Raw genomic sequence first — 21,801 nt, forward strand, 5'->3', positions numbered from 1 at the left:
ATCCCCGTTCTGATTTGCGGGTCGTCGCCCGCATGCTGCCGATTGCGTTGCTAGCCCAGTTCGATCTCATGGGCTTGCAGGTAATCGCGGTTCATCTCAATGCCGAGACCCGGCCTCAACGAGAGCTTGAGGCTACCGTTCGAAACATCGAGCGGCTTGTCGATAAGATGATCGTACTTGCCCAAATTCCACTCCGACGTTTCGAGCTTGTAGAAGTTCGGAACGGTCATCATCACCTGCGCTCCCGCAACCACGTTGATCGGTCCCGCGGCGTCGTGGGGCGAGACTGGGATGTAGTAGGCTTCGCACAGAGCGGAAATCTTCTTGAGTTCGGTAATTCCGCCGGTCCAGGTGACGTCAGGCATGATGTAGTCGGCGAGCTTGTTCTCGAGAACCGGCACGAAATCCCACTTTGTGTGGCCACGCTCGCCCCAAGAGATAGCGGCACTGACCTTCTCGCGAACCTGCTTGAGGGCGTTAAGGCTCTCGGGCGGGCATGGCTCCTCGAACCAGTCGATCTGGCCGGCCTCCTCGAGGCTGCGACAGAGGCGAATGGCGGTCGGAACATCGAAGCGGCCGTGCGCATCGATGAGGATGTCGATGTCGGGGCCTGCCGTTTCGCGGATCAGAGCCGTGAGTTCGGCAGCCTCGCGCTCGTCCTTGCGGGTCATGCCGCCGTCGAGATAGCCGTCCCGCTGTTCGCGCGACACACCGTCGGCATCGCGACCCTGGTGGGGGAAGGGGTCGAACTTGAGAGCAGTATGTCCGGACTCGACGATGTCCAGGATTTCGCGCACCACAGCGTCCTTGCTGGTGAATTTGGCCTGGTTGGGATGGGTGTAGAGCGCGATCTCATCGCGGACCGGCCCGCCCAACAGCTCGTAGATCGGCTTGCCGAGGACTTTGCCCCTGATGTCCCAGAGGGCTATGTCGATCGCGCTCACGCATTCGACCGCGGCGCCACGGCTACCCATATAGGTGAAGCCGCGGAAGATCTTGTGCCAGAGGCATTCGATACGCGCCGGATCTTCGCCTGTCACGGCGGCTCCGATCTGTCGAAGGATCGTGCAGAGGGCGCGGTTGGCGAGCTTCGTGGTGGTGGTGATCTCTCCCCAGCCGCTCACTCCCTCGTCTGTCGTTACCTCGACGAACAGGAATTCCCCCCAATAGGAAGCACCAGACTTGATCAGCCACGGCCGAACGCTCGTGATTTTCATTTCAACTGCCTTTTCACTAGTGGTCAACCACGCTGTTCCAGACCTGACCCCTCGTCCTATCCGGCCCGAGCGGCGTTGCGTGCACGCATCTGTTCGAGAACATGCCGGCCGGAACCCTCGACGTGGCGGGAGATGAGTTCGGCTGCCTTGTCGGCCTCCCCGGTCTTGATGAGCGCAATGAGTTCGCGATGCTCACGAATGATCGCGGCACGCCGCGCGAGCGTGAAATTGAAACGCCGGCTCACCGCTCGCAGCACTTCGCGATGCTTCCACCAGAGCTCGGCGGCATGGCGGTTATAGTGCCGCTGGTACATCACCGTGTGAAATGCGGTATCCAGTTCACTGTGCCTGAACGTGTCGGCGAAATTGTTCTCTTCGATCAGGCCTTGTATGCGTTCGAGTTCGGCGATGTCCTCGCCGGTGGCCATACCTACAAACCATCGCGTCAGGGCTGGCTCGATCAGAACTCCGATCTCGTAGATATCGCGGACGAAATCCTGATCGATGGGCCTTACACGCGCCCCGCGGTTGGGAGAAAAGATGACGAACCCCTCGCCCCGCAACAGTTGCAGGGCCTCGCGCACGGGATTGGTCGACGTGCCGTGGCGGCGGGCGAGATCGGTCACAACAAGCCGTTCGTTGGCGGCGAGCCGTCCCTCGATGATGTCTTCCCTGATCAGTTCGTAAAGCGAGGCACCCTCGCTGGAGGCTCCGGTGGCGTCGATCCCCGGGGGTGGCTTTGCTTTGAAATCGTCTGTTTCGGCCAAGGGCCGGCTCCCCAAATTAATACACAGTCTGTCCGATATCACGCACGGTTCCCATAAACAATGTACGATCTCGTGCGTTGACAGGCAATCCATGTTCTGAAAACGTACCAAGTGGTCGAGAGGATACACCGTACTGCAATAACCATCCTCGCGATCGCAGGGCGGAGAACCAGGGAGGATACCTATGACGAGGATCATGCTCGGCAGTGCGGTCCTGCGCGGCACTGTCGTCGGTATTTTGACGGCATCACTTATGTCCACATCGGCGTTGGGTGCGCCACCGGTCGACCTCAGCAAATGGTCGCCCGAATATGTGCGCTCCATCGCGGGAACACAGGATTTCGACACGGCCGGCGATTGCGCCAAGGTCACGCCGCTGGATTACAAGGGGCGACTGACTTTCTGGTATCAGGGCGTGTTCGAGGGCGATCCCGACCTGCTGCGCCAGTACTACAAGGATTTCTTCGAGACTTTCCGCAAGACCTATCCGAACATCAAGCTCGAGGAACAGGCCCTCACCTATAACGACCTTCTCGACAAGTTCCGCACCGCGCTCCTGGGCAATGCCGCGCCGATGGCGGTGCGCCTGCAAATCCTGGGCGGTACCGAATTCGCCTCGAAAGGCTATCTGCAGCCGCTCAAGCCGGAGGATGTGGGCTATTCGACCGAGGATTTCTGGCCCGGCGCCATGAAGGCCGTGACCTGGGATGGGGTCACATACGGCGTTCCAACGAACAACGAGACGATGGCGTTCATCTGGAATGCCGACATCTTCAAGCGTGCGGGTCTCGATCCGGACAAGGCTCCCGCAACCTGGGACGACGTCGTCAAATATTCCAAGCAGATCCACGACAAGCTCGGCATTGCCGGTTACGGCCTCGTGGCTCGCAAGAATGCCGGCAATACGCCCTATCGCTTCATGCCACAGCTGTGGGCCTATGGCGGCGGCGTCTTCGACGAAGCCACCGCGAACCCGACTTACAAGGAGGTGGAACTCGATAGCCCGCAGAGCAAGGCGGCGCTGCAAGCCTCATACGACATGTATGTCCGCGACAAGTCGGTTCCGGTCTCGGCGCTCACCAACCAGCAGGCCGACAACCAGCCTCTGTTCGTCGCCGGCCAGTTGGGCATGATGGTTTCCCACCCGTCCGACTACAACGTCATGCTCGACCTGCAGGCCAAGGCGACCGGGACCGACAAGGACAAGGCGCAGACCGTCATCGACAATATGCGCTACGGCCTGATCCCGACCGGTCCTGACGGCAAGCGCGCCGTCGTGTTCGGCGGCTCGAACATTCACATCCTGAAGCCCGAGTATGTAGAGGGTGGCAAGGTGGACGAGCCGGCCGCGAAGGCGATGATCTGCATGTGGGCGAGCCCCGAATGGTCGCTGAAGATGGCCTATGCCGGCTCGAACCCGGGCAATCTTAACGGCTTCAAGACCAAATGGATGAAGGAACGTCTGGACCATATCAAGTTCCTCGATGTCACGACTTCGATGCTGCCCTATGGCATCCCCTTCCCGGCGCTGCCGGAATCCCCCGAGATCATGAATATCATCGTCCCGGACATGCTGCAGAATGCGCTGACCGGCGCGATGACCGTCGACCAGGCAGCGGACGATGCGGCCAAGAAGGTGAAAGACCTAATGGGCGGGCTCTAGTCCCAACCTGACCTGCGAACCGGCTGCGCCAAGAGCGCAGCCGGTTCTTTTCGAAAAACAAGGGCACGCCACAGTGACGATCGTGACCGGCAAGGCCGAGGCTCGCCGAAAATCGCAACCCGGCGGGTCAGGCGCATTGCGGAACATCTGGGCCCATTGCGCCGACTACGCATACGTGCTCCCGGCGATCGCCGTGATGCTCGTCGTCATCGCCTATCCGATCTACTACACGATCGAGCTGTCGTTCTATAAGACGCCCCCCGGTCTGCAGCTCCGCGACAAGACCTTCATCGGCTTCGACAATTACACCACCATCCTCACCAGCGATGTGTTCTGGAAAGTAACCTGGAACACCCTGATCTGGACATTCGGATCCACTTTCATCTCCTTTGTCCTGGGGTTTGCCACGGCGCTGGCGCTGCACCGAGACTTTGTCGGCCGCGGCGTCCTGCGCGCCATCCTGATCATTCCCTGGGTGATCAGCGCCGTTGCCGCCTCCTATATCTGGAAGTGGATCTACCATTCGGATTTCGGCATCATCGGCGCGGTGCTGGTCGGCCTCGGATTGACTGACCGGCCACCCAATTTCATCGACAACGTCAGCACGGTGCTGCCCTCCCTGATCGTCGTCAATATCTGGCGCGAGTTTCCGTTTGCCATGATCATGATGATGGCCGGCCTGCAGACAGTCCCCGAGCAATTGTTGCGGGCCGCCAAGGTCGACGGGGCCAATGCATGGCAGCGCTTCTGGCACGTTACTTTCCCGCACTTGCGCAACGTCTCGGTGGTGACGATTCTGCTGCTCGCGGTGGCCAACTTCAATTCCTTCATCATCCCCTGGATCATGACCGCAGGCGGGCCGTCGAACGCATCGCATATCTGGATAACCCACATCTATGAGCTCGCCTTCGGCCGCCAGCGCTGGGGCGTGGCATCGGCTTATTCGGTGCTCCTGTTCCTCATCCTGATGACGCTGGGCTATTTCTACGTCCGGGCGCTAAGCGGCAACGAGCGGAAAGACGGGAGCACATGAGCACGCTTGCAGAGACAGCCTCCCGAGGCCGGCCCCATCGCCGCATGCGCGTCGACGGATGGCGCTGGGCCGGGCGCATCTTCCTCTTGTTCATGCTGATTTACACCGCGGTGCCGATGATCTGGATGCTGATCACCTCGATCAAGTCCGGCTTCGCGGCGACGCAATTCCCGCCGCAATGGTGGCCAAACGAGCCTACGCTTGCCAGCTACAAGAAGCTGCTCGATCCGCAGAACAGCGTCGGCCAGGACTTCCTGCGCTTCTTCTGGAACAGCCTGTTCGTGTCGACCGTCACGACAATCCTTTCGGTGATCGTTGCCGTCCCCGCGGCCTATGCGTTTTCGCGCTTCACCTTCCCCGGCCGGAACTTCCTGTTCTTCGCCGTGCTGCTGCGCAACATGTTCCCAGCGGTGATCTTTCTCGTGCCGCTCTTCATCCTGATGCGTGCGATCGGGCTGGTGAACACGCATGGCTCGCTGATCCTGACCTATCTCACCTTCGGCCTGCCCCTGGCGATCTGGCTGCTCAAGGGTTTTTACGACAACATCCCGGTGCAGCTCGAGCAGGCGGCGCGTATCGATGGGGCAACACGGTTCCAGGCCTTCATCATGATCGTGATGCCGCTCTCGACGCCGGGGATCATTGCCACCGCGATCTATTCCTTCATCGGCGCGTGGAACGAGTACATCTACGCCTACACGTTCCTCTCCAAAAATGAACAGTTGACCCTGCCGGTCGGCATCCAGCGCTTCTTCTCGGAAAACACGACGGACTTTCCGGGACTGATGGCGGCGAGCTTCATGATGAGCGTGCCTGTCGTGGTGCTGTTCCTCGTCCTGCAGCGATACTTCGTACGCGCCCTGACAGAAGGCGCGGTCAAGCATTAGGGAGTTGCCGATGGCCCACGTGGTCCTCAAAGATCTCGTCAAGACCTATGGCGGCTTCAAGGCCGTCAACGACGTTTCACTGACGGTCAACGACGGCGAGTTCGTTGCGCTTGTCGGCCCTTCAGGCTGCGGAAAGACGACCACGCTCAATCTCGTTGCCGGGCTGACCCCGATCACATCGGGCGACATCCTCATTGGCGACCAGGTGGTCAACGATCTCGACCCCAAGGACCGGGACATCGCAATGGTGTTCCAGAACTACGCGCTCTATCCGCAAAAGTCGGTCTACATGAACCTCGCGTTCCCGCTACAGATGCGCAAACTGCCCAGGGACGAGATCGACAAGAAGGTTAAGGAAGCGGCGCGCGTGCTCGACATGACGCACCTGCTCGAGCGCAAGCCGCGCGAACTTTCGGGCGGGCAGCAGCAGCGTGTGGCGCTGGGCCGTGCTCTCGTGCGCGATCCCGCGGTGTTTCTCATGGACGAGCCGCTCTCCAACCTCGACGCGAAACTGCGCGTACAGATGCGGTCGGAGATCAAGCGCTTCCACCAGGACCTCAAGGCGACGATCATCTATGTGACGCACGACCAGCTCGAAGCCGTCACCATGGCCGACAAGATGGCGGTGATGAACGGCGGCTTCTTGCAGCAATACGATTCACCGGCGCAGGTCTTTGCCCATCCGGTGAACATGTTCGTCGCCAGCTTCATCGGCAGCCCGGCAATGAGCCTCATTCCGCTGGAGACATCGACGGCGAACGGCAACACCGTGCTGACCAGCGCGGAGGGCTGGAGCCTCGGGCTCTCGCCGCGCAACGTCCAGAAGGTCACGGGGGCAACGACCAGGAAAATCGTGCTCGGCGCACGCCACTCGACGATCAAGCTCCACAAGAGCGCCGTGCAAGGCAGCATCCCGGCCAAGGTCTACACGGTGGAACCAACCGGAGACGTCACCTTCGTGCAGGCGTTCCTGTCCGGTGCCATCGTCAACGTCAGCGTGCCGCCCAACATTGCCGTCGCGCCCGACGAGCGGATCTGGCTCGAGTTCGACCAGGAGCGGATGCATCTGTTCGACGGTGAGACCGAGATGGCTCTCGAGGTCGACTGAGACAGGGCGGATGCGTGTGGGACGCGGGCGTGGATGACTACGAAACTTAAGATCACGGCGATCAAACCCTATCCGGCATGGGTGGGAACGCGCAATCAGATGCTGGTCAAGGTCGAGACCGACCAGGGCATCTTCGGCTGGGGCGAGAGCGGCCTGAGCGGCCGCGAGAAGGCCGTGGCCGGCGCGATCGAGCACTATCGCGAGTTTCTCATCGGCCGCGATCCCATGCAGATCGGGCGGGTCTGGCAGGAGGTTTATCGCAGCCAGTATTTCGAAGGCGGTCGGGTTCTGCAGGCAGCTATTTCGGCCATCGATATCGCCCTCCACGATATCAAGGGCAAGGCGCTGGGGGTGCCGGTCTACGAATTGCTGGGCGGCAAGCAGCGCGACCGGATCCCCACCTTCGCCTCGACCGGAGACGAAGCCGAGGGCGATGTTGCCATCGAGCGGGCCCGCGAACTGCGCGCACAAGGCTGGCAGGCGATCCGCTTCTTTCCCGTCGGGCAAAACAGCAGGGATGTTTTCGAGCCACGCGAGTCGATCGGCGCTACCGCGACCATGCTGAACAAGGCGCGCCGGGCCCTGGGTAACGATGTCGTCCTCGGCATCGACTATCATCATCGGCTGTCGGTGGCGGAGGCGGCGAGCTTCTGCAACAAGCTCGACCGCGGCGTGCTCGATTTCCTCGAGGAGCCGATACGCGACGAGACGCCAGAAGCGTACGAATCCCTCCGCACGATGACCGACATCCCCTTCGCCATTGGCGAGGAATTTACCAGCAAGTGGCAGTTCCTGCCCTATATCGAGCGCGGCATCCACCAGTTCAACCGGCTCGATATCTGCAATGCCGGCGGGTTCACCGAGGCAATGAAAATCGCTGGCTGGAGCGAGGCGCACTATGTGGACCTGATGCCGCACAATCCGCTTGGTCCAGTGTGCACGGCCGCGACCGTGCATCTGGCCGCCGCGGTCCCCAACTTCGCGTGGCTCGAAACCAGGGCCCCCGAAGCAAGGCTTGGCTTCGACAATTCCGAATTTTTCCCGGTGCAACCACGGCTCGACGGCCCCGACTACCCCGTCGGCAATCTGCCGGGGCTCGGCGTCGAGGTCAACGAAGAGGCCGTCCAGGCGCAGAGCTTCCGTTTCTGGGAAGCGCCCCACCTCAAGCGCCGCGATGGTTCTGTCACGAACTGGTAGTTCCCTTTCAATCGGAGTCCACAATGACGCATAGTTCCGACATCACGCGGCCGCCGAAGGATCTGATCGACGCGCTAAAGGAGATCGGCGCCGCGACGGTTGCCGGCACGCTTGGCCATATGGGCTTCCGCAATCCGCATATGGTCGGCCCGGTGGCGCAGAACCACGGGAGATCGATCGTCGGACCGGCGCTGACGCTGCAGTTCCTGCCGCAGCGGCCCGATCTTTTCAACGAGGGAGAATATGCCGATCCGGAAACACAGCTGCACCGGCATGTGCTGTACCACGCACAGGAAGGGGATGTGGTCGTGGTCGATGCGCGCGGCGACATGAGTTCGGGCGTCTTCGGCGATATGATGTCGACGTATTTCAAGGGCAGAGGCGGCGCGGGCATCGTCATCGACGGCTGCATGCGCGACCGGCCCAATGTCGAAAAGCTCGATCTGGCCCTATGGCTGCGCGGCTGGACGCCCAACTACCATGTGCAAACCAGCATTTATCCCAATGCCGTCAACGTTCCGATTGCCTGCGGCGGTGTCACCGTGATCCCCGGCGACATCATCGTCGCCGACGATGACGGGGTGGTGGTGCTACCCGTTGCGATGGCCGCGAAGGTGATCGAAGAATCCCAGAAGCATCACGATTGGGAGGAGTTCTCACGCATGAAGCTCATGGAGGGCGGGTCGTTGCAACGCTATTATCCGCTGCACCCAAGTGCGACCGAAGAGTACGAGGCCTGGCGGGCAACCAACCCAAAATTTTGATGGACGATCGAGACCCCGAAATGTCTCATGGAGGGCAGGCGAACCGCCAGGTCCCGGACGGGCGTTAGTCACGCGTTACGGACAGTCCCGCGGTAAGCGGAGCGTACGCGGCGAGCCTGCGGGACACGAACTCCGTGAAAAGCCGAACGCGCTTCGTCTTGCGTGTCTCCCCCTGCGTGAGAATCCAGAGTGTCCCATGCGTGGGCAGGTTGGTGCCCGGCACCCTCACCAGCAGGGGGTCGGTATCTCCGACAAAGCACGGCAGTTTCGTCATCCCGATCCCTTGCTGCGCCGCGATGATCTGCGTCTCGGCATCCGGAGTCCTGAACGGAGATCCCGTGATGTGAACTTCTCCCTCGCGCGCCCAGTCCGGAATTCCATAATTGTCTATTACGATCCATCGGAGGGGATTAGGCGTGCCCGCACGCAACGCGGCTAGTCGATCGCGAGACATGTAGACGCCGCTGAACACCTCCGGTCCCTTCAGGCCGTGAAGATTGAGCGGCAGGGTCTTGCGGTCGGCGACAATGCGGATCGCGACGTCGGCCTCTCGGTTTGTCAGATTCGCCACCTCGCCAGTGGTCAAGATTTCCATCTCGATATCCGGATGCATACGCGCGAAGTCGGCGAGATCCGGCATGAGCAGGTGTGTGGCGAGGAACGGTGGAACTGTCACCCGCAAAAGCCCGCGCGCGCTCTGGTCGCGACCGAAGACGCGCGTCTCCAGCTGGTGCGACGACGCTTCCATCTGGTTCGCGAGCTCGAGGACCTCCTCGCCCGCAGCCGTCAGGCGGTAGCCCGAAGGCAGCTTTTCGAACATCCGCGTCCCGAGGCGTTCCTCGAGTTGAGCGATGCGTCGCAGCACGGTCGAGTGATACACCCCGAGGCGCTCGGCGGCAGCCCGTACTGAGCCGCCGCGCGCGGCGGCAAGAAAGTAGCGAACGTCATCCCAGTCAATCATGGTGCATTCCCGCGCCGCCAGCTGCGCCTTCCGAAGCCCATTCTAGCACGCCGAGCCGCAATGTGCGCGACTGTTGCGGCGTTCAATCGTCTGACTGGATCGTTTTCGCACCACCGATGTGCACGATTCCGCACTCACCGCCCGACTTCGGCGATCCCATGTTCAGGCTCTCGGGTTGACCCACCGTACAGCCAAAGACCCGAGATGGCGAAACGAAGGACGCACGACATGAACAGACTGAATGGAAAGACCGCCGTGATCACCGGCGGCGCTACCGGCATCGGCCGCGCCGCTGCAAAGCGCTTCATCGAGGAAGGCGCCTTCGTCTTCATCTTCGGCCGCCGGCAGCAAGCGCTCGACGCCGCTGTGGCGGACCTCGGGCCCAATGCCCGCGCGGTGAAAGGCTCGGTCTCGGATGAGGCCGACCTCGACCGGCTCTACGCTGCGGTGAGGGCCGAGCGCGGAAGCCTCGACATCGTCTTCGCCAATGCCGGGGCTGGAGGCCCGCTTCCGCTCGGCCAGATCACCGCCGAGCACATTGACGAAGCCTTCGACACCAATGTGAAGGGTACGATCTTCACGGTCCAAAAGGCGCTGCCGCTGATGGGCCCGGGCGGTTCGATCATCGTGACCGGATCGAGCGCCGGCACCACGGGCGCCCCGGGGTTCACTGCCTACAGCGCGAGCAAGGCGGCAGTGCGCAACCTCGCGCGGACCTGGGCGGAGGACCTGAAGGGGACCGGCATCCGCGTAAACGTGCTGTCGCCCGGGGCGACGGCGACCGAACTCGCGAAGGAAGCGCTGGGCGAGGAAGGACAGAAGGTCTTCGCCTCGATGACTCCGCTCCAGCGCATGGCCGATCCGGCGGAAATTGGGGCGGTGGCTGCCTTTCTCGCGTCGTCGGACAGCAGCTTCATGACTGCCAGCGAGGTCGCCGTCGATGGCGGCCTGGCGCAACTCTGACGCCGGCGCGTTCCCGCGTCTGGCTCACACAATGAAGGATAGAAGATCATGAAAAAGTTAGAAAATAAGGTCGCCGTCATCACCGGCGGAAGCAGCGGGATCGGCTTGGCGACAGCCAAGCGCTTCGTTGAAGAAGGCGCGCACGTCGTGATCACCGGGCGACGAGAGAAAGAGCTGAAGGAGGCCGCGGCCTTCATCGAGAGAAACGTTACGACGGTCGCAGGCGACGTGTCGCGCTTGGAGGATCTGGACCGGGTCTATGCCGTCGTGAAAGAGAAACACGGCCACATCGACATTCTCTTCGCGAACGCAGGCGCAGGGACAATCGCACCGCTCGCGGCAGCGACTGAGGCCCATTTTGACCAAACCTTCGATGTGAATGTGAAGGGGTTGTTTTTCACGGTACAGAAGGCGCTTCCACTATTCAGTGACGGCGGTTCGATCATCCTGACCTCTTCGGTCTCCAACGTATTGGGGCTGCCAGGGTTCAGCGCCTACGCAGCGAGTAAAGCGGCGGTGCGAAACTTCGCGCGCGCTTGGACACTAGAGCTGAAAGATCGCAAAATTCGCGTGAATTCAATGAGTCCCGGGCCAATCGAGACCCCGGCATTGGCGACAACGACGGGCCTTACCCCCGAGCAAGCCGAGCAAGCGGCCGCCCAGTTTGCTTCACAGATCCCAATGGGTCGCAGGGGCAAGCCAGAGGAAATCGCGGCTGCCGTCACTTTCCTTGCTTCTGACGAAAGCTCTTACATCACCGGCGTAGATTTCGCCGTTGATGGAGGCATGGCCCAGGTCTGACCTCGGCATCACACAAGATCGGAGAAACATCATGAGCTACACAATTATCGGCTTCGGCAATATTGGCCGAGCCCTCGCCAAGGCATTTGCTCGCAAGGGCATCGAGGTATCCGTCGCAACCACGCGCGACCCGGAAAGCTTTGCCGCGGACGCGGCCGCGATCGGGCCTACGATCATCCCCAAAAAGCTGGCGGACGCGGTCAAGGCGGACATCATCTTTTTGGCAGTCCGTTTCGAGTCCCATCCGGATGTCGCGAAGGCGCTGTCCACCTGGAAGGGGAAGACCATCGTCGATGTGACCAATGCCTACGGCGTGCCCCCTGAGAAGCTGGGAGGACAGCCTTCTTCCAAGTTCATCGCGCAGGCTTTCCCCGGTGGACGACTGGTCAAGGGCTTCAACCATTTGGGCGCTGCCACCCTTGACCAAGATCCAGCAGTGCATGGCGGCAGGAGAGTCGTGTTCCTGGCGAGCGACGATGACGCTGCCGCAGCGGAGATTGGTACGCTCGCGGAAAATCTCGGCTTCTCGCCGATCAAACTTGGCGGGCTTTCGGAAGGTGGGCTGCTGGTCCAGGCGCGCGGAAATAGCTGGGGTCATCTGATCTTTAAGGACCTGGTCAAGTTCGACCGATGAACACGACGTGCCCACCGGCAGGGTCACGATGCACAGACCGGACCGAGCGTGATCCGGTCCGTGCGAAATAGGGAAATTCCCATGACTATCGAGAAGACCATCCAGACCGTGGAGGACTTCTTCGCCGCGATCGGCCGGGTTTGGTCGTCGGCTCCGCGAGGGGAAAGATCAAGGCCACGAACAAGACGTTCGAGGACGACTGGATCTTCGCCATCACGGTCCGGGACGGCAGATTGACCAACATCCGGGAATACGTCGACACACAAGCACTGGCACGCGCCTCGCAGATGGACGCGTCCGGATCGGCGTAGCGCTGGCCGTCTGCGGCCATCGAATGTGGTGGACGGCGGATCAGCCGTGGATCGCCCCCTCGCACGCTGGCGCTCGTCGAATGCTCAATCGAAAGGAGATCTCGATGTACGACCAATCCAAGCTATCCGAGTTGATCCGGTTCGCACGCGCAGATGCGGGCTTCACCGTCATCGACGTCTACCCGGGCGACGGCGACTGGACCCGCGTCTTCTCAGACATCGTGGGACCCCAAGGACGTGTCTACAGCTTCGTGCCGGCCGAAGTCGCCCACTTCAAGGACGATCCGGTCGGCCGCATGCGGACGCTCGCGAAGGAGCCGGGCCGAGAGAACGTCGAAGCCGTCTCGGCGGACCTTGTGGCGATGCCGGAGGTCACGCAGCCAGCGGATGTTATATGGCTGCATCTGTTCTACCACGATCTCCACACCGCTCTGATTCAGGCCAGGGGCGCGACGGCAGCCGACTTCAATCGAGCCGTCTATGAGCGGCTGAAGCCCGGTGGTTCCTACGTTATCGTGGACCACGCCGCCGCCGTCGGGGCCGGCACGAGCGAGGCACAGTCGCTGCATCGGATCGAGCCTGCATCCGTTCGCGAGGAGGTGGAGGCGGCCGGTTTCGTCCTGGACGCGGAAAGCACCATGCTGGCGAACAAGGATGATCCGCACTCGAGCAAGGTGTTCGATCCTTCGATCAAGGGCAAGACCGATCGTCTCGCCTATCGGTTCCTGAGGCCCTGACAGTGAGTCATCCGCCCCACAGTGGCTCAGCTCCCGCAAGCGTGAAAGCGTTGCCCTTTCCACACGGAGGGCCTTGGCTGTCCGTTCTCTTGAGCAAAGGTGCTGGTGTAACGCAGCCCTCTTGAAGAGGGATCGGAGAAGATTGTGAGCTATCTCACTGCCTATAATCTGGCGCGATACGCGACACGCGATGCCGAATGCGCTCACGCTCACTCTTTTGTCGCTCCAAGCCGGTTACGCGAAGTCTATCTAGGACCGCTCCTTCGCCCGCTTTGAGGTCTCGTTGCCCGCGAGGTAGACTGCTCGCATGACCTTCAGGCTTATCTTCCTCGGAACCTCGGCCAGCGTGCCCTCGGCCGGGCGCAATCACCCGGCGCTGCTCGTTGAAGCCGGCAGTCAACGGGTGCTGGTCGATTGCGGGGAAGGCACCCAGCGTCAGCTTCTGCGCAGCGGCGCCGGATTCAGGCGACTTGATCGCCTGCTCCTCACGCACGCGCACTTCGACCACGTGCTCGGGATTCCAGGCTTGTTCTCGACGCTTCGGCTCCGGCAGAGCAAGAACCATGTGACCATTCATGGCAGCGCAGACACTCTTGACGTCGTCGCCCGCATGCTCGCTGGCCTTTGGGGTAAGGGACGCGCGCCGATCCCGCTGCAACTCGTGCCGCTTGCCCCCGGACGCGTGTTCGAGGTGGATGAGTTCACCGTCGATTGCTTTCAAGTTCGCCATCGCGACACCGACAGCTATGGCTTCGTCTTCGAGACGCCGGCGCGTCGTCACCTCCGTTCGGACCGCTTGGTAGCTCTCGGTGTGCCAGACGGTCCGATCCGGAAAGATTTGGCCGAAGGCCGCTCAATTTCTCTTCCCGACGGCCGAACGATTGCTCCCGAAGCAGTCCTCGGACCAGCCGAGGCTGGCAAGAAGCTGGTCATTGTAGGCGACACCGAAACCACTGATGGATTGGCCGACAAGGTGAGCGGCGCGGACCTGCTTGTCATCGAAGCCACATTCCTGCAACGAGATGCAGCGATGGCGCGCGACTACGGACATCTGACAGCCGCGGAGGCAGCATCGCTGGCAGCGACCAGCGATGTAAAGCAGCTCGTTCTTACGCACATCTCCGGCCGCTATTACGACGAAGAAATTCTCGCGGAAGCCGTTCAGGCGTTTGCGAACAGCCTTATCGCAACGGATTTCACCACCCTCACCGTTTAGGGCAGGGCCATGACATTCAGAATTGGCGTCATCTCGGACACGCACGGCTTGCTGAGGCCGGAGGCGGCGCGTTGCCTGGCCGGGGTCGACCACATCATTCATGGAGGAGACATCGGTCGCCCTGAGATCATTACGGCGCTTCGCTGTATCGCGCCGGTTACCGCGATCAGAGGAAACGTGGACACCAGTGGCTGGGCGCTGCCATACGCGGAAACCGAGCTCGTACGTCTTGCCGGGCGAGCAATCTACGTGCTTCATGATCTCAAGACGCTGCAGATCGACCCGGTTGCCCAGGGCATCGACTTGATCGTGTCCGGTCACTCGCATGTGCCGGGGATGGAGACAGTGGATGGCGTGCTTTACTTGAATCCGGGCAGCGCTGGCCCACGACGGTTTAAGCTGCCTGTCACCCTTGCGACGGTCGACATCACTCGAGACAGCATAGAGCCTTCGATATTGAGCTTGGCAAGCGGCTGAACCAATTCAGCGCGCACACCACGCCCGCACCTATATCCGAGTGTCTCCTCGATTTTTCACAAGATGGCAGGCGCGCCGTAACGCGGAGACACGCATTCTTCGCGACTTGTTTAACGGGAGTTCTCGCCGCGTGCGGTGATGGACTGATCCGTCATTTCTGGCGAAACGCTGAGTGGAACGACACAACCAGCGGGCCTAGAATGTAGTCGAGCGCCGTGCGTTGCTCGGTAACCATCATGACTGACGCCGGCATGCCCGGATAAAGCGCAATCTGTGGGGCTGCGGCCAATTCCACGGGATCGACCGCTACGTCCGCGAGGTAATAGGGAAAGCCTGTCTTGGTGTCGGTAATGCGATCCGCCGAAATGCGGGCGACGCGTCCATGAATTATGGGTATCGAACGCTGCTTGTATGATGTGAAACGAACTTCGGCGGCCATGTCGGGACGCAGGTTCGATATATCCTCGACGCGAACCTGTGCCTGGACGATCAGTGAATTCTCGGTCGGCACGATGTCAAGGATGGTCTGGCCCGGCGCCACGATCGCACCGATCGAGAAAACGCTGAGATCCATCACTTGGCCATCATAGGGCGCACGCACTTCGGCCCGGTCCATGGCGGCCTGGGCGGCGAACATCTTGGGTATGAGGTCGGACAGGTTCGATTGCGTATCGATCAGCATGGCCGACAATTTGGTCCGGCGCTCATTGGTCAATTGTGCGATCTGGCTCTCGAGCTCAGCTTTGCTCTGTTGGGTGCCGCCGATGGCGCCGAGATTATCATCGATCAAGCCCTGCAAATCCGAGGCCGACCTTTCCAGTTCCAGGACGCGTGGGCGGGTCGTCAAACCGGCCTTGAGCAGCTTCGACAGGCTGGCCTTCTCGCCGATCGTCGATTTGAGCTGGGCCCGGTAGGATTCGACCCGAGACTGCTTGCCCCGTATCTGCTCCTCGAGCTCGGCAATGCGCCGTTCGAGGATCTGCCTTGCGCCGGCCATCGAGGCGCGTTGGCTTTCCAAGTCGGCGATCTGGTTTGCCATTGCGTCCTTGAGGTAGTCCTGGTGCTCCTTGAGTATGTCCTTGGGAAAGGCAACCGCCTGGCTGCCGTCCAATTCGGCCCGGATCCTGGCATCGGTTGCGCGCAACAGTGCATATTGCTGGGCATAGAGATTGAACTCGGACCGAATCCTGGTGTCGTCCAGCTTCAGCATTATGTCGCCCTTCCTGACGACGTCGCCATCCTTAACGCGGATCTCCTTCACCGTACCGCCGTCGAAGTGCTGGACGCTCTTGCGATTGCCTTCCACCTTGACGATGGCATCGGCGAGCACGGCACCGTTCAGAGGGGCAAAGGCCGCCCAGCCGCCGAAAATGCCGAAAAAGGCCATTATGATCAGCAGGCCAATATAGGCCGGCACCCGGATGGATTCCGGAGCCAGGATGCCGGACTCGCCAGGCAGGCTATGGTAAGTGAGGGCACTGTCGCTCATCGATCTCTCCGACCACAGCTCATTGGGTCGCCACCGCCATTGGAGCCGCGCGCTGGTTGAGCAGCGCCACGATCTCGTTTCTCATGCCGAACGCCTCGACGGCGCCATCGCGCAACAGCAGGATCTTGTCGACATTCGCCAAGGTCGAGGGCCGGTGCGAGACGATGATAACAGTGCTGCCGCGGCGCTTGAGCTCGATCGCGCAGTCGCTCAGCGCGCGATCGCCATCGGCGTCGAGATTGGAACTCGGCTCGTCGAGAATGATCAGTTTCGGCGTTCCAAACACCGCCCGGGCAAGAGCAATCCGTTGCCGATATCCTCCCGACAGCACGGCGCCGCCCTCCCCGATCTGCGTCTCGTAGCCCTGCGGCAGGCGGATAATCATCTCGTGTACGCCGGCGAGCCGCGCGGCCTCGATCACCTCGTGGTCGACATTGGTCTTGAAGCGCCCAATGTTGGCGGCGACGGTATCGGAGAAGAGTTCGATATCTTGCGGCAGGTAGCCGATGTGATCACCTAATGCGTCGTGCCCCCATTGCGACAGGTCGGCGCCATCCAGCCTGACTGTGCCGCGACTGGGTTGCATGACGCCGGCAAGGTGGCGCGCCAGGGTCGACTTGCCGGCGCCGGAGGGGCCAACGATTCCGAGCGCCTCGCCTGCTTCCAACCGAAACGACACGTCGCGCAGAAGCACTTTCTGCTGGCTTTGAATTGCAAAGCTTACCTGCTCGACGGAAATCATGCCGCTGGGCTTCGGCAGGTTGAACGCTCTTTCGTTGCGCGCGCCCCCGTCGACCAGCCTCTCGACCCTTGCCAACGCTGCCCGCGCCAGGATCAGGCTGCGCCAGAGGCCGACGATCTGCTCGACAGGCTGCAACCCCCTGCCCAGCAGGAGGCTCGCCGCGAACATGGTGCCGCCAGTAATCTGCCGTTCGATGACCAGATAGGCGCCGAGGCCGAGGATCAGCGATTGCATGGTGAGCCGCAGGAACCGGATGAGGCCCGACATCAAGGCGGCACGGTCGCTTGCCTCCGCCTGGCGCCGCAGCGCGAGGTTGCGGTCGCGCCCCCAGCGGCGGATGAGACCGTCGATCATCCCCATGGCGCGAACGACTTCGGAGTTCCTGAGGCTCATCTCGGTGAAGTTATAGTTGTTCGTCGCCAGCTCGTTGGTCTGCTTCAGCGGCGAGCGCACGAGATACTCGTTGAGCACGGCCATGCCGATCAGGAGCAGCGAGCAGCCCAGTGCGAAGAAGCCGAGCCACGGATGCAGCAGGAAGATGATGCCGATGTAGATGGGCGACCATGGCAGATCGAACAAAGCGTGGATGCCGCTGCCGGTGATGACCTGCCTGAACGTATCGAAGTCGCGGATCGGCTGGCTCGGCGAGGAACCGGGCGATGGGGCCTCGACGGACGCGGCGAGGATCTTTGCCGAAAGCAGCCGGTCGAGCCGGGCGCTGGCACGCGTCAGGATCCAGGCGCGGACCAGGTCGAGACCCGCCAGCGAAAGGAAGGCTGCCAGCAACACCAGGGTCAGCATCACCAGCGTGGTTTCGCTGCCGCTGGTGACAACCCGGTCGTAGATCTGCAGCATGTAGAGGGGGGAAGCGAGGTAGAGCAGGTTGATCGCCAGGCTGAACGCCGCCGCAAGCAGGAAATAGCGGCGGCATGCCCGAAGCGCATCCTTCACAATTCGAGACTTGCTATCCACTTCCAGAACCCCACTCGATACACGTCAGGCCAGGGAGCCGCCGTAGCCGGCGGCCCTTTTCGCTCACACCACGAAGTCGCTTGAAATCGCTCCATTGCCGATGCCGGTCAGCGTGAATTCCGCCGGATTGTACGAAACGACGGTATGACCCTGGCCATCATCGGCAAGCTTGAAGGCGTTCGCATCATAATTGCCGACCAGATGCAGCGCGGCGCCGTGGGTGCCATCCGAAACGGTCAGCGTTCCGCCGCTGCCATCCTGGTTTGCCTGATAGACGGCCGTCGTTCCCGCACCGAACAGGATATCGCCGAGGTCCAGCCTGTCATCATTGGTGATGCCCCCGATCCGTCCGCTGTAGTCGAAGGAATCGTCGAGTTGCAGCGTGCCGGCAGCGTCGTGTCCGAAGGTGACGTCCGTCGACGAGGCGCCGCCGAACTCCAGCTTCGACAAATTGCCGATGGTGGCATCGCCGTCGCCGGTAACCTGGCCGTGGATCACGATGTCGCCGCCATTGGCCCAGAGCATGCCTGAATTCGCCAGGCCGCCGGCGACCGTCAAGCCGCCCGAACCCGTTGCCTCGAGCGTTCCGGAGTTAGTGACGACGCTGCCACCGGTATCGATGATCAGCGCGTGCGAGCCGGTGGCGATGATGGTGCCCTGGTTATCGAGGCTGAGCATGCCGCCGCCCAGCTGGCCGGCGCCCGAGATCGTGTTGTCGACGTTGACCAGAGTGACGTCCGGCCCTGTGCCGGAAATCATGTTGGCGGCGCTGTCGGACAGCAGGATCTGCCCGCCCCCCTGCAAGGTCACGCCGTGCTGGATGACCTGCAGCAGCGTATCGCTGCCGGTCGAGTCGAGCGAGATGAGGCCGCTGTTGTTGACAATGCCGCTGAGCGGCAGCAACGCACCGTCGCCGATCGTCATGGTGCCTGAATTGTTGACCACAGGCGTTTGGTCGAACACGAAATTACTGGCTGTGAGTGCGCCCGAATGCACGCCGTCCAGCGTGATCGACTGTCCGTCGCCGAGTGCGATCACCGCATTGCCGTTGGCATCGTCGGCGATATGCGTCTGGAGGTCGGCGAAGTCCGCCAATCCGTTATAGCCGATGAGATCGATCTGGTCGGCCGCGGCATCGAAATTGTGCACCGTGTCGGCGCCGATCGGTTGCGAGAAGACGAAGAGATCGTTGCCGTGCGAGCCGGTCAGCACGTCGTCGCCGGACCAGGCAAAGATCGGCGAACCCGGTGCGTAGGCCTCGACATTATCGGCGATCGATGCGGTGCCCGTGGTGCCGTCGGCATTGATCCAGGTCATCTCGACATCGAGCACGGCTGCCCCGGTGAAACTGGCCGGCGTGGTAACGGTCAGCCCGTGCAGGTCGTTGGTCTGGATCGTCCAGCTTCCGTCGGCGTTGTGGATCGCGCCGTCGATGGTCCAGCCCGAAGGCACATCCTTCACCGTGACGGTGATGAGCGCGCCCTCATGTGATGGGTCGGTGAGAGCAAGGTTGATAGGCTCGCCGGAGGTGCCGGCGGGCAGGTTAAAAGCTGGAGTACCGACCCCAGGGTTTCCGGCTATGTCAGTCCAGAATGAGGTACCGGTGCCACTGGACAGGACTTGGACGGTATGCGCGCCACCGCCGACTGGCTTCGTAACATCCAAGGTGTAGATGTCGTGCCCGGTGCCGTCGATGCCGACATGTATGAAGGTCCCGGCTGTCGCAGTTGCGCCTACCAGCGCGATGTCATTGATGTCGAAGCCCGAGACCGCCTCACTGAAGGTGAAAGTGATCGTCTGCTTGGCACCGTTGTTGTCATGCGAAATGACGACCGTCGGCGCCGTTGTATCACCGCCCGTCACGTTGATCGTCGCTATTGCCGTGCCTGTGTCAGTGCCGCCGTTGGCCGTTCCGCCGCCGTCCACCAGTGTATAGGTCACGCTCTTTGCGATGGTTCCGCTGATTGCGTTCGCATAGAGGATGTGATCGGCAAGGGCCTGCGCGGCCGCCGCGGTGGCATTGGCATTGAAGGTCACGACCAGATTCGACCCGTTCGTGCCGCCGGTGAAGGTACCAATGAGTGTGCCACCATAGCTCACACTATTGCCGCTGACGGTGATCTGGCCAGCGCCGGGGGCCTGATTCTGGATGGTCAACTGGTCCGTGGCCGCGCCGTTTGCCGTGAACCCGACAGTGAGCGAGCCGCCGCCGAAGTTGGCGGAGTCGATGTCCGTTATCGTCGCTGCTGGGGCGATGGCTGTAGCGGCGGACCCCGCCGTGTAGTTCAGGATTGTGGATGTCCCGGCCGTTCCGCTATTGAGATCGATTGCCGGGGCGTCGTTGGTGCCGAGTATGTCAATGTGTACTGAAGTGTGAGTGCCATCGGCGCTGACCACGTCGAAATTCTCGGTGTAATGCTGACTGGCGACCAATTCATTGTGAGCAGAAGAGGCGGTGTAAGTCCAGGCACCGGCCGTGTTGATTGCAAAGGTTCCATAAGTTCCAACATTGGCCGTCTGGGCGATGAAAGTCGTTGAGCTGTCGACGTCCGAGATAGTGAGCGTGCCTGAGGTCGAGATGTTTGCTGCAGCGTTGGTCTCGGTCAGGTTGACCGAGGCCGACGACAGAACCGCTGCATCGTTGGCGCCGTTGATGGTGACGGTCAGAACTGCCGCATCGGTCAGGCTGCCGTCGCTGACGGTGTAGTTGAAGGTGTCAGTGGTCGTGCCGCCCGTATTGAGCGCCTGCACCGTCGCGTCGTTCTCGTTGACGACATAGGTGTAGCTGCCGTTGCTGTTGAGCGTCAGCGTGCCGTGCGCGCCGACCAGCCCGACACCTACCAAGCCGGCCGAGCCCGCATTTTCGACTCCACCAGTGCGGATGGCGCTGACCGTCAGGCCGGCGCTGTCGATATCGCTGTCGTTGGTCAGCACGTTGCCGGTGCCGTTGTTGCCGCCGGACGCGTTGAGGGTGCCGCCCTTCTCGGTGGCCGCGACAGCACCGAGGCTGGCGCTGGTGTCGTTCACACCAACCGGCGCATCGTTGGCGCCGTTGATGGTGACGGTCAGAACTGCCGTATCGGTCAGGCTGCCGTCGCTGACGGTGTAGTTGAAAGTGTCCGTGGTCGAGCCGCCCGTATTGAGCGCCTGCACCGTCGCGTCGTTCTCGTTGACGACATAGGTGTAGCTGCCGTTGCTGTTGAGCGTCAGCGTGCCGTGCGCGCCGACCAGCCCGACACCTACCAAGCCGGCCGAGCCCGCATTTTCGACTCCACCAGTGCGGATGGCGCTGACCGTCAGGCCGGCGCTGTCGATATCGCTGTCGTTGGTCAGCACGTTGCCGGTGCCGTTGTTGCCGCCGGACGCGTTGAGGGTGCCGCCCTTCTCGGTGGCCGCGACAGCACCGAGGCTGGCGCTGGTGTCGTTCACACCTACCGGTGCGTCGTTGGTGCCGTGGATGGTGACCGTGAGCGTCGCGGTGTCGAAGCCGCCGGCCCCGTCGCTCACCTGGTAGGTGAAGCTGTCGGTCAGCGTGCCGCTGGCGTTGAGCGCGTCAACCGCCGGGTCGGTATTGTCGATGACGTAGGTGTAGCTGCCGTCGGCGTTGATCGTCACCGAGCCGTGCAGGCCGGTCAGCGGCGACCCAACCGTGCCGCCCGTCACCGCGCTGACGCTCAGCTCGGCATGGGTGTTGTCGACGTCGGTGTCGTTGGCAAGAACGTTGCCGGTCGCGTCCGAGCCCGCCGTGATCCCGGCCTCGGTGGCAGAGCCGCTGTCCGCGACCGCTACCGGTGCGTCGTTGGTGCCGTGGATGGTGACCGTGAGCGTCGCGGTGTCGAAGCCGCCGGCCCCGTCGCTCACC

At 61.8% G+C, this 21,801-nt stretch carries 18 protein-coding genes and 1 pseudogene; 13 read left to right on the forward strand and 6 right to left on the reverse strand.

Annotated elements, in window-relative coordinates; translation table 11 throughout:
* Positions 1–50 precede the first annotated feature (50 nt).
* Both FJW04_RS16965 and FJW04_RS16970 read right to left on the reverse strand, forming a co-directional pair.
* Entirely contained in the window at positions 51–1,217 is a 1,167-nt protein-coding gene (locus tag FJW04_RS16965) for a mandelate racemase/muconate lactonizing enzyme family protein (protein ID WP_015319195.1), read from the reverse strand.
* A gap of 56 nt (positions 1,218–1,273) precedes the next feature.
* Complete coding sequence (locus tag FJW04_RS16970) at positions 1,274–1,984, reverse strand: GntR family transcriptional regulator (RefSeq protein WP_015319196.1); 711 nt, start codon at positions 1,982–1,984, stop codon at positions 1,274–1,276.
* Positions 1,985–2,168: 184 nt separating this feature from the next.
* Between FJW04_RS16970 and FJW04_RS16975 the strand changes: the two genes are divergently transcribed.
* The 6 genes from FJW04_RS16975 to FJW04_RS17000 all read left to right on the forward strand — a co-directional run bounded on the left by FJW04_RS16975 (position 2,169) and on the right by FJW04_RS17000 (position 8,636).
* Positions 2,169–3,647, forward strand: coding sequence for a sugar ABC transporter substrate-binding protein (locus FJW04_RS16975; protein ID WP_015319197.1), 1,479 nt, complete (start codon positions 2,169–2,171; stop codon positions 3,645–3,647).
* Positions 3,648–3,720: 73 nt separating this feature from the next.
* Complete coding sequence (locus tag FJW04_RS16980; RefSeq protein WP_140715449.1) at positions 3,721–4,680, forward strand: sugar ABC transporter permease; 960 nt, start codon at positions 3,721–3,723, stop codon at positions 4,678–4,680.
* Complete coding sequence (locus tag FJW04_RS16985; protein WP_015319199.1) at positions 4,677–5,567, forward strand: carbohydrate ABC transporter permease; 891 nt, start codon at positions 4,677–4,679, stop codon at positions 5,565–5,567. Before FJW04_RS16980 ends, FJW04_RS16985 begins: the two co-directional genes overlap by 4 nt.
* 10 nt (positions 5,568–5,577) lie before the next feature.
* Complete coding sequence (locus FJW04_RS16990; protein ID WP_140715451.1) at positions 5,578–6,675, forward strand: ABC transporter ATP-binding protein; 1,098 nt, start codon at positions 5,578–5,580, stop codon at positions 6,673–6,675.
* A 33-nt stretch (positions 6,676–6,708) separates the two neighbouring features.
* A complete protein-coding gene (locus FJW04_RS16995; protein ID WP_140715453.1) occupies positions 6,709–7,872 on the forward strand; it encodes a mandelate racemase/muconate lactonizing enzyme family protein in 1,164 nt (387 codons plus the stop codon).
* Positions 7,873–7,895: 23 nt separating this feature from the next.
* Positions 7,896–8,636, forward strand: coding sequence for a ribonuclease activity regulator RraA (locus FJW04_RS17000; RefSeq protein WP_140715455.1), 741 nt, complete (start codon positions 7,896–7,898; stop codon positions 8,634–8,636).
* 64 nt (positions 8,637–8,700) lie between these two features.
* Here the strand turns inward: FJW04_RS17000 and FJW04_RS17005 are convergent, their stop codons facing one another.
* Positions 8,701–9,597 carry a LysR family transcriptional regulator gene (locus FJW04_RS17005; RefSeq protein WP_140715457.1) on the reverse strand — a complete coding sequence of 299 codons (897 nt, stop codon included), beginning with the start codon at positions 9,595–9,597 and terminating at the stop codon, positions 8,701–8,703.
* A gap of 228 nt (positions 9,598–9,825) precedes the next feature.
* Here FJW04_RS17005 and FJW04_RS17010 point away from each other — a divergent pair, with 228 nt between their 5' ends.
* The 7 genes and pseudogenes from FJW04_RS17010 (at position 9,826) to FJW04_RS17040 (ending at position 14,736) form a co-directional block, all read left to right on the forward strand.
* Positions 9,826–10,560 (forward strand): SDR family oxidoreductase, encoded by a 735-nt coding sequence (locus FJW04_RS17010; protein ID WP_140715459.1) that lies wholly within the window; start codon positions 9,826–9,828, stop codon positions 10,558–10,560.
* 48 nt (positions 10,561–10,608) lie between these two features.
* Positions 10,609–11,361: a glucose 1-dehydrogenase gene (locus FJW04_RS17015; RefSeq protein ID WP_140715461.1), complete on the forward strand. Its 753-nt coding sequence runs from the start codon at positions 10,609–10,611 to the stop codon at positions 11,359–11,361.
* A 31-nt stretch (positions 11,362–11,392) separates the two neighbouring features.
* Complete coding sequence (locus tag FJW04_RS17020) at positions 11,393–11,995, forward strand: NADPH-dependent F420 reductase (RefSeq protein ID WP_140715463.1); 603 nt, start codon at positions 11,393–11,395, stop codon at positions 11,993–11,995.
* A 140-nt stretch (positions 11,996–12,135) separates the two neighbouring features.
* Positions 12,136–12,306: pseudogene (locus FJW04_RS17025) on the forward strand (nuclear transport factor 2 family protein); the annotation flags it as partial.
* A 104-nt stretch (positions 12,307–12,410) separates the two neighbouring features.
* Positions 12,411–13,043 carry a class I SAM-dependent methyltransferase gene (locus FJW04_RS17030; protein WP_140715465.1) on the forward strand — a complete coding sequence of 211 codons (633 nt, stop codon included), beginning with the start codon at positions 12,411–12,413 and terminating at the stop codon, positions 13,041–13,043.
* A 307-nt stretch (positions 13,044–13,350) separates the two neighbouring features.
* Positions 13,351–14,259 (forward strand): MBL fold metallo-hydrolase, encoded by a 909-nt coding sequence (locus FJW04_RS17035; protein WP_140715467.1) that lies wholly within the window; start codon positions 13,351–13,353, stop codon positions 14,257–14,259.
* A gap of 9 nt (positions 14,260–14,268) precedes the next feature.
* A complete protein-coding gene (locus FJW04_RS17040) occupies positions 14,269–14,736 on the forward strand; it encodes a metallophosphoesterase family protein (RefSeq protein WP_140715469.1) in 468 nt (155 codons plus the stop codon).
* 151 nt (positions 14,737–14,887) lie between these two features.
* On the opposite strand, the gene FJW04_RS17045 is transcribed toward FJW04_RS17040, so the two are convergent.
* The 3 genes from FJW04_RS17045 to FJW04_RS17055 all read right to left on the reverse strand — a co-directional run.
* The gene (locus tag FJW04_RS17045) at positions 14,888–16,225 is read right to left on the reverse strand and encodes an HlyD family type I secretion periplasmic adaptor subunit (protein WP_140715471.1); all 1,338 of its coding nucleotides are present in this window, start codon (positions 16,223–16,225) and stop codon (positions 14,888–14,890) included.
* Positions 16,226–16,244: 19 nt separating this feature from the next.
* A complete protein-coding gene (locus tag FJW04_RS17050; RefSeq protein WP_140715473.1) occupies positions 16,245–17,939 on the reverse strand; it encodes a type I secretion system permease/ATPase in 1,695 nt (564 codons plus the stop codon).
* A gap of 63 nt (positions 17,940–18,002) precedes the next feature.
* On the reverse strand, positions 18,003–21,801 hold a 3,799-nt coding region (locus FJW04_RS17055), incomplete at its 5' end, for a VCBS domain-containing protein (protein ID WP_140715475.1).

The organism is Mesorhizobium sp. B2-7-3 (assembly GCF_006440715.1).
GTDB lineage: Bacteria > Pseudomonadota > Alphaproteobacteria > Rhizobiales > Rhizobiaceae > Mesorhizobium > Mesorhizobium australicum.

Bases quoted from the DNA above. Each gene is read 5' to 3' on its own strand.
- FJW04_RS16965 (WP_015319195.1), bottom strand. From the start codon at position 1,217: ATGAAAATCACGAGCGTTCGGCCGTGGCTGATCAAGTCTGGTGCTTCC.
- FJW04_RS16975 (WP_015319197.1), top strand. From the start codon at position 2,169: ATGACGAGGATCATGCTCGGCAGTGCGGTCCTGCGCGGCACTGTCGTC.
- FJW04_RS16985 (WP_015319199.1), top strand. From the start codon at position 4,677: ATGAGCACGCTTGCAGAGACAGCCTCCCGAGGCCGGCCCCATCGCCGC.
- FJW04_RS16990 (WP_140715451.1), top strand. From the start codon at position 5,578: ATGGCCCACGTGGTCCTCAAAGATCTCGTCAAGACCTATGGCGGCTTC.
- FJW04_RS16995 (WP_140715453.1), top strand. From the start codon at position 6,709: ATGACTACGAAACTTAAGATCACGGCGATCAAACCCTATCCGGCATGG.
- FJW04_RS17000 (WP_140715455.1), top strand. From the start codon at position 7,896: ATGACGCATAGTTCCGACATCACGCGGCCGCCGAAGGATCTGATCGAC.
- FJW04_RS17005 (WP_140715457.1), bottom strand. From the start codon at position 9,597: ATGATTGACTGGGATGACGTTCGCTACTTTCTTGCCGCCGCGCGCGGC.
- FJW04_RS17010 (WP_140715459.1), top strand. From the start codon at position 9,826: ATGAACAGACTGAATGGAAAGACCGCCGTGATCACCGGCGGCGCTACC.
- FJW04_RS17015 (WP_140715461.1), top strand. From the start codon at position 10,609: ATGAAAAAGTTAGAAAATAAGGTCGCCGTCATCACCGGCGGAAGCAGC.
- FJW04_RS17020 (WP_140715463.1), top strand. From the start codon at position 11,393: ATGAGCTACACAATTATCGGCTTCGGCAATATTGGCCGAGCCCTCGCC.
- FJW04_RS17030 (WP_140715465.1), top strand. From the start codon at position 12,411: ATGTACGACCAATCCAAGCTATCCGAGTTGATCCGGTTCGCACGCGCA.
- FJW04_RS17035 (WP_140715467.1), top strand. From the start codon at position 13,351: ATGACCTTCAGGCTTATCTTCCTCGGAACCTCGGCCAGCGTGCCCTCG.
- FJW04_RS17040 (WP_140715469.1), top strand. From the start codon at position 14,269: ATGACATTCAGAATTGGCGTCATCTCGGACACGCACGGCTTGCTGAGG.
- FJW04_RS17045 (WP_140715471.1), bottom strand. From the start codon at position 16,225: ATGAGCGACAGTGCCCTCACTTACCATAGCCTGCCTGGCGAGTCCGGC.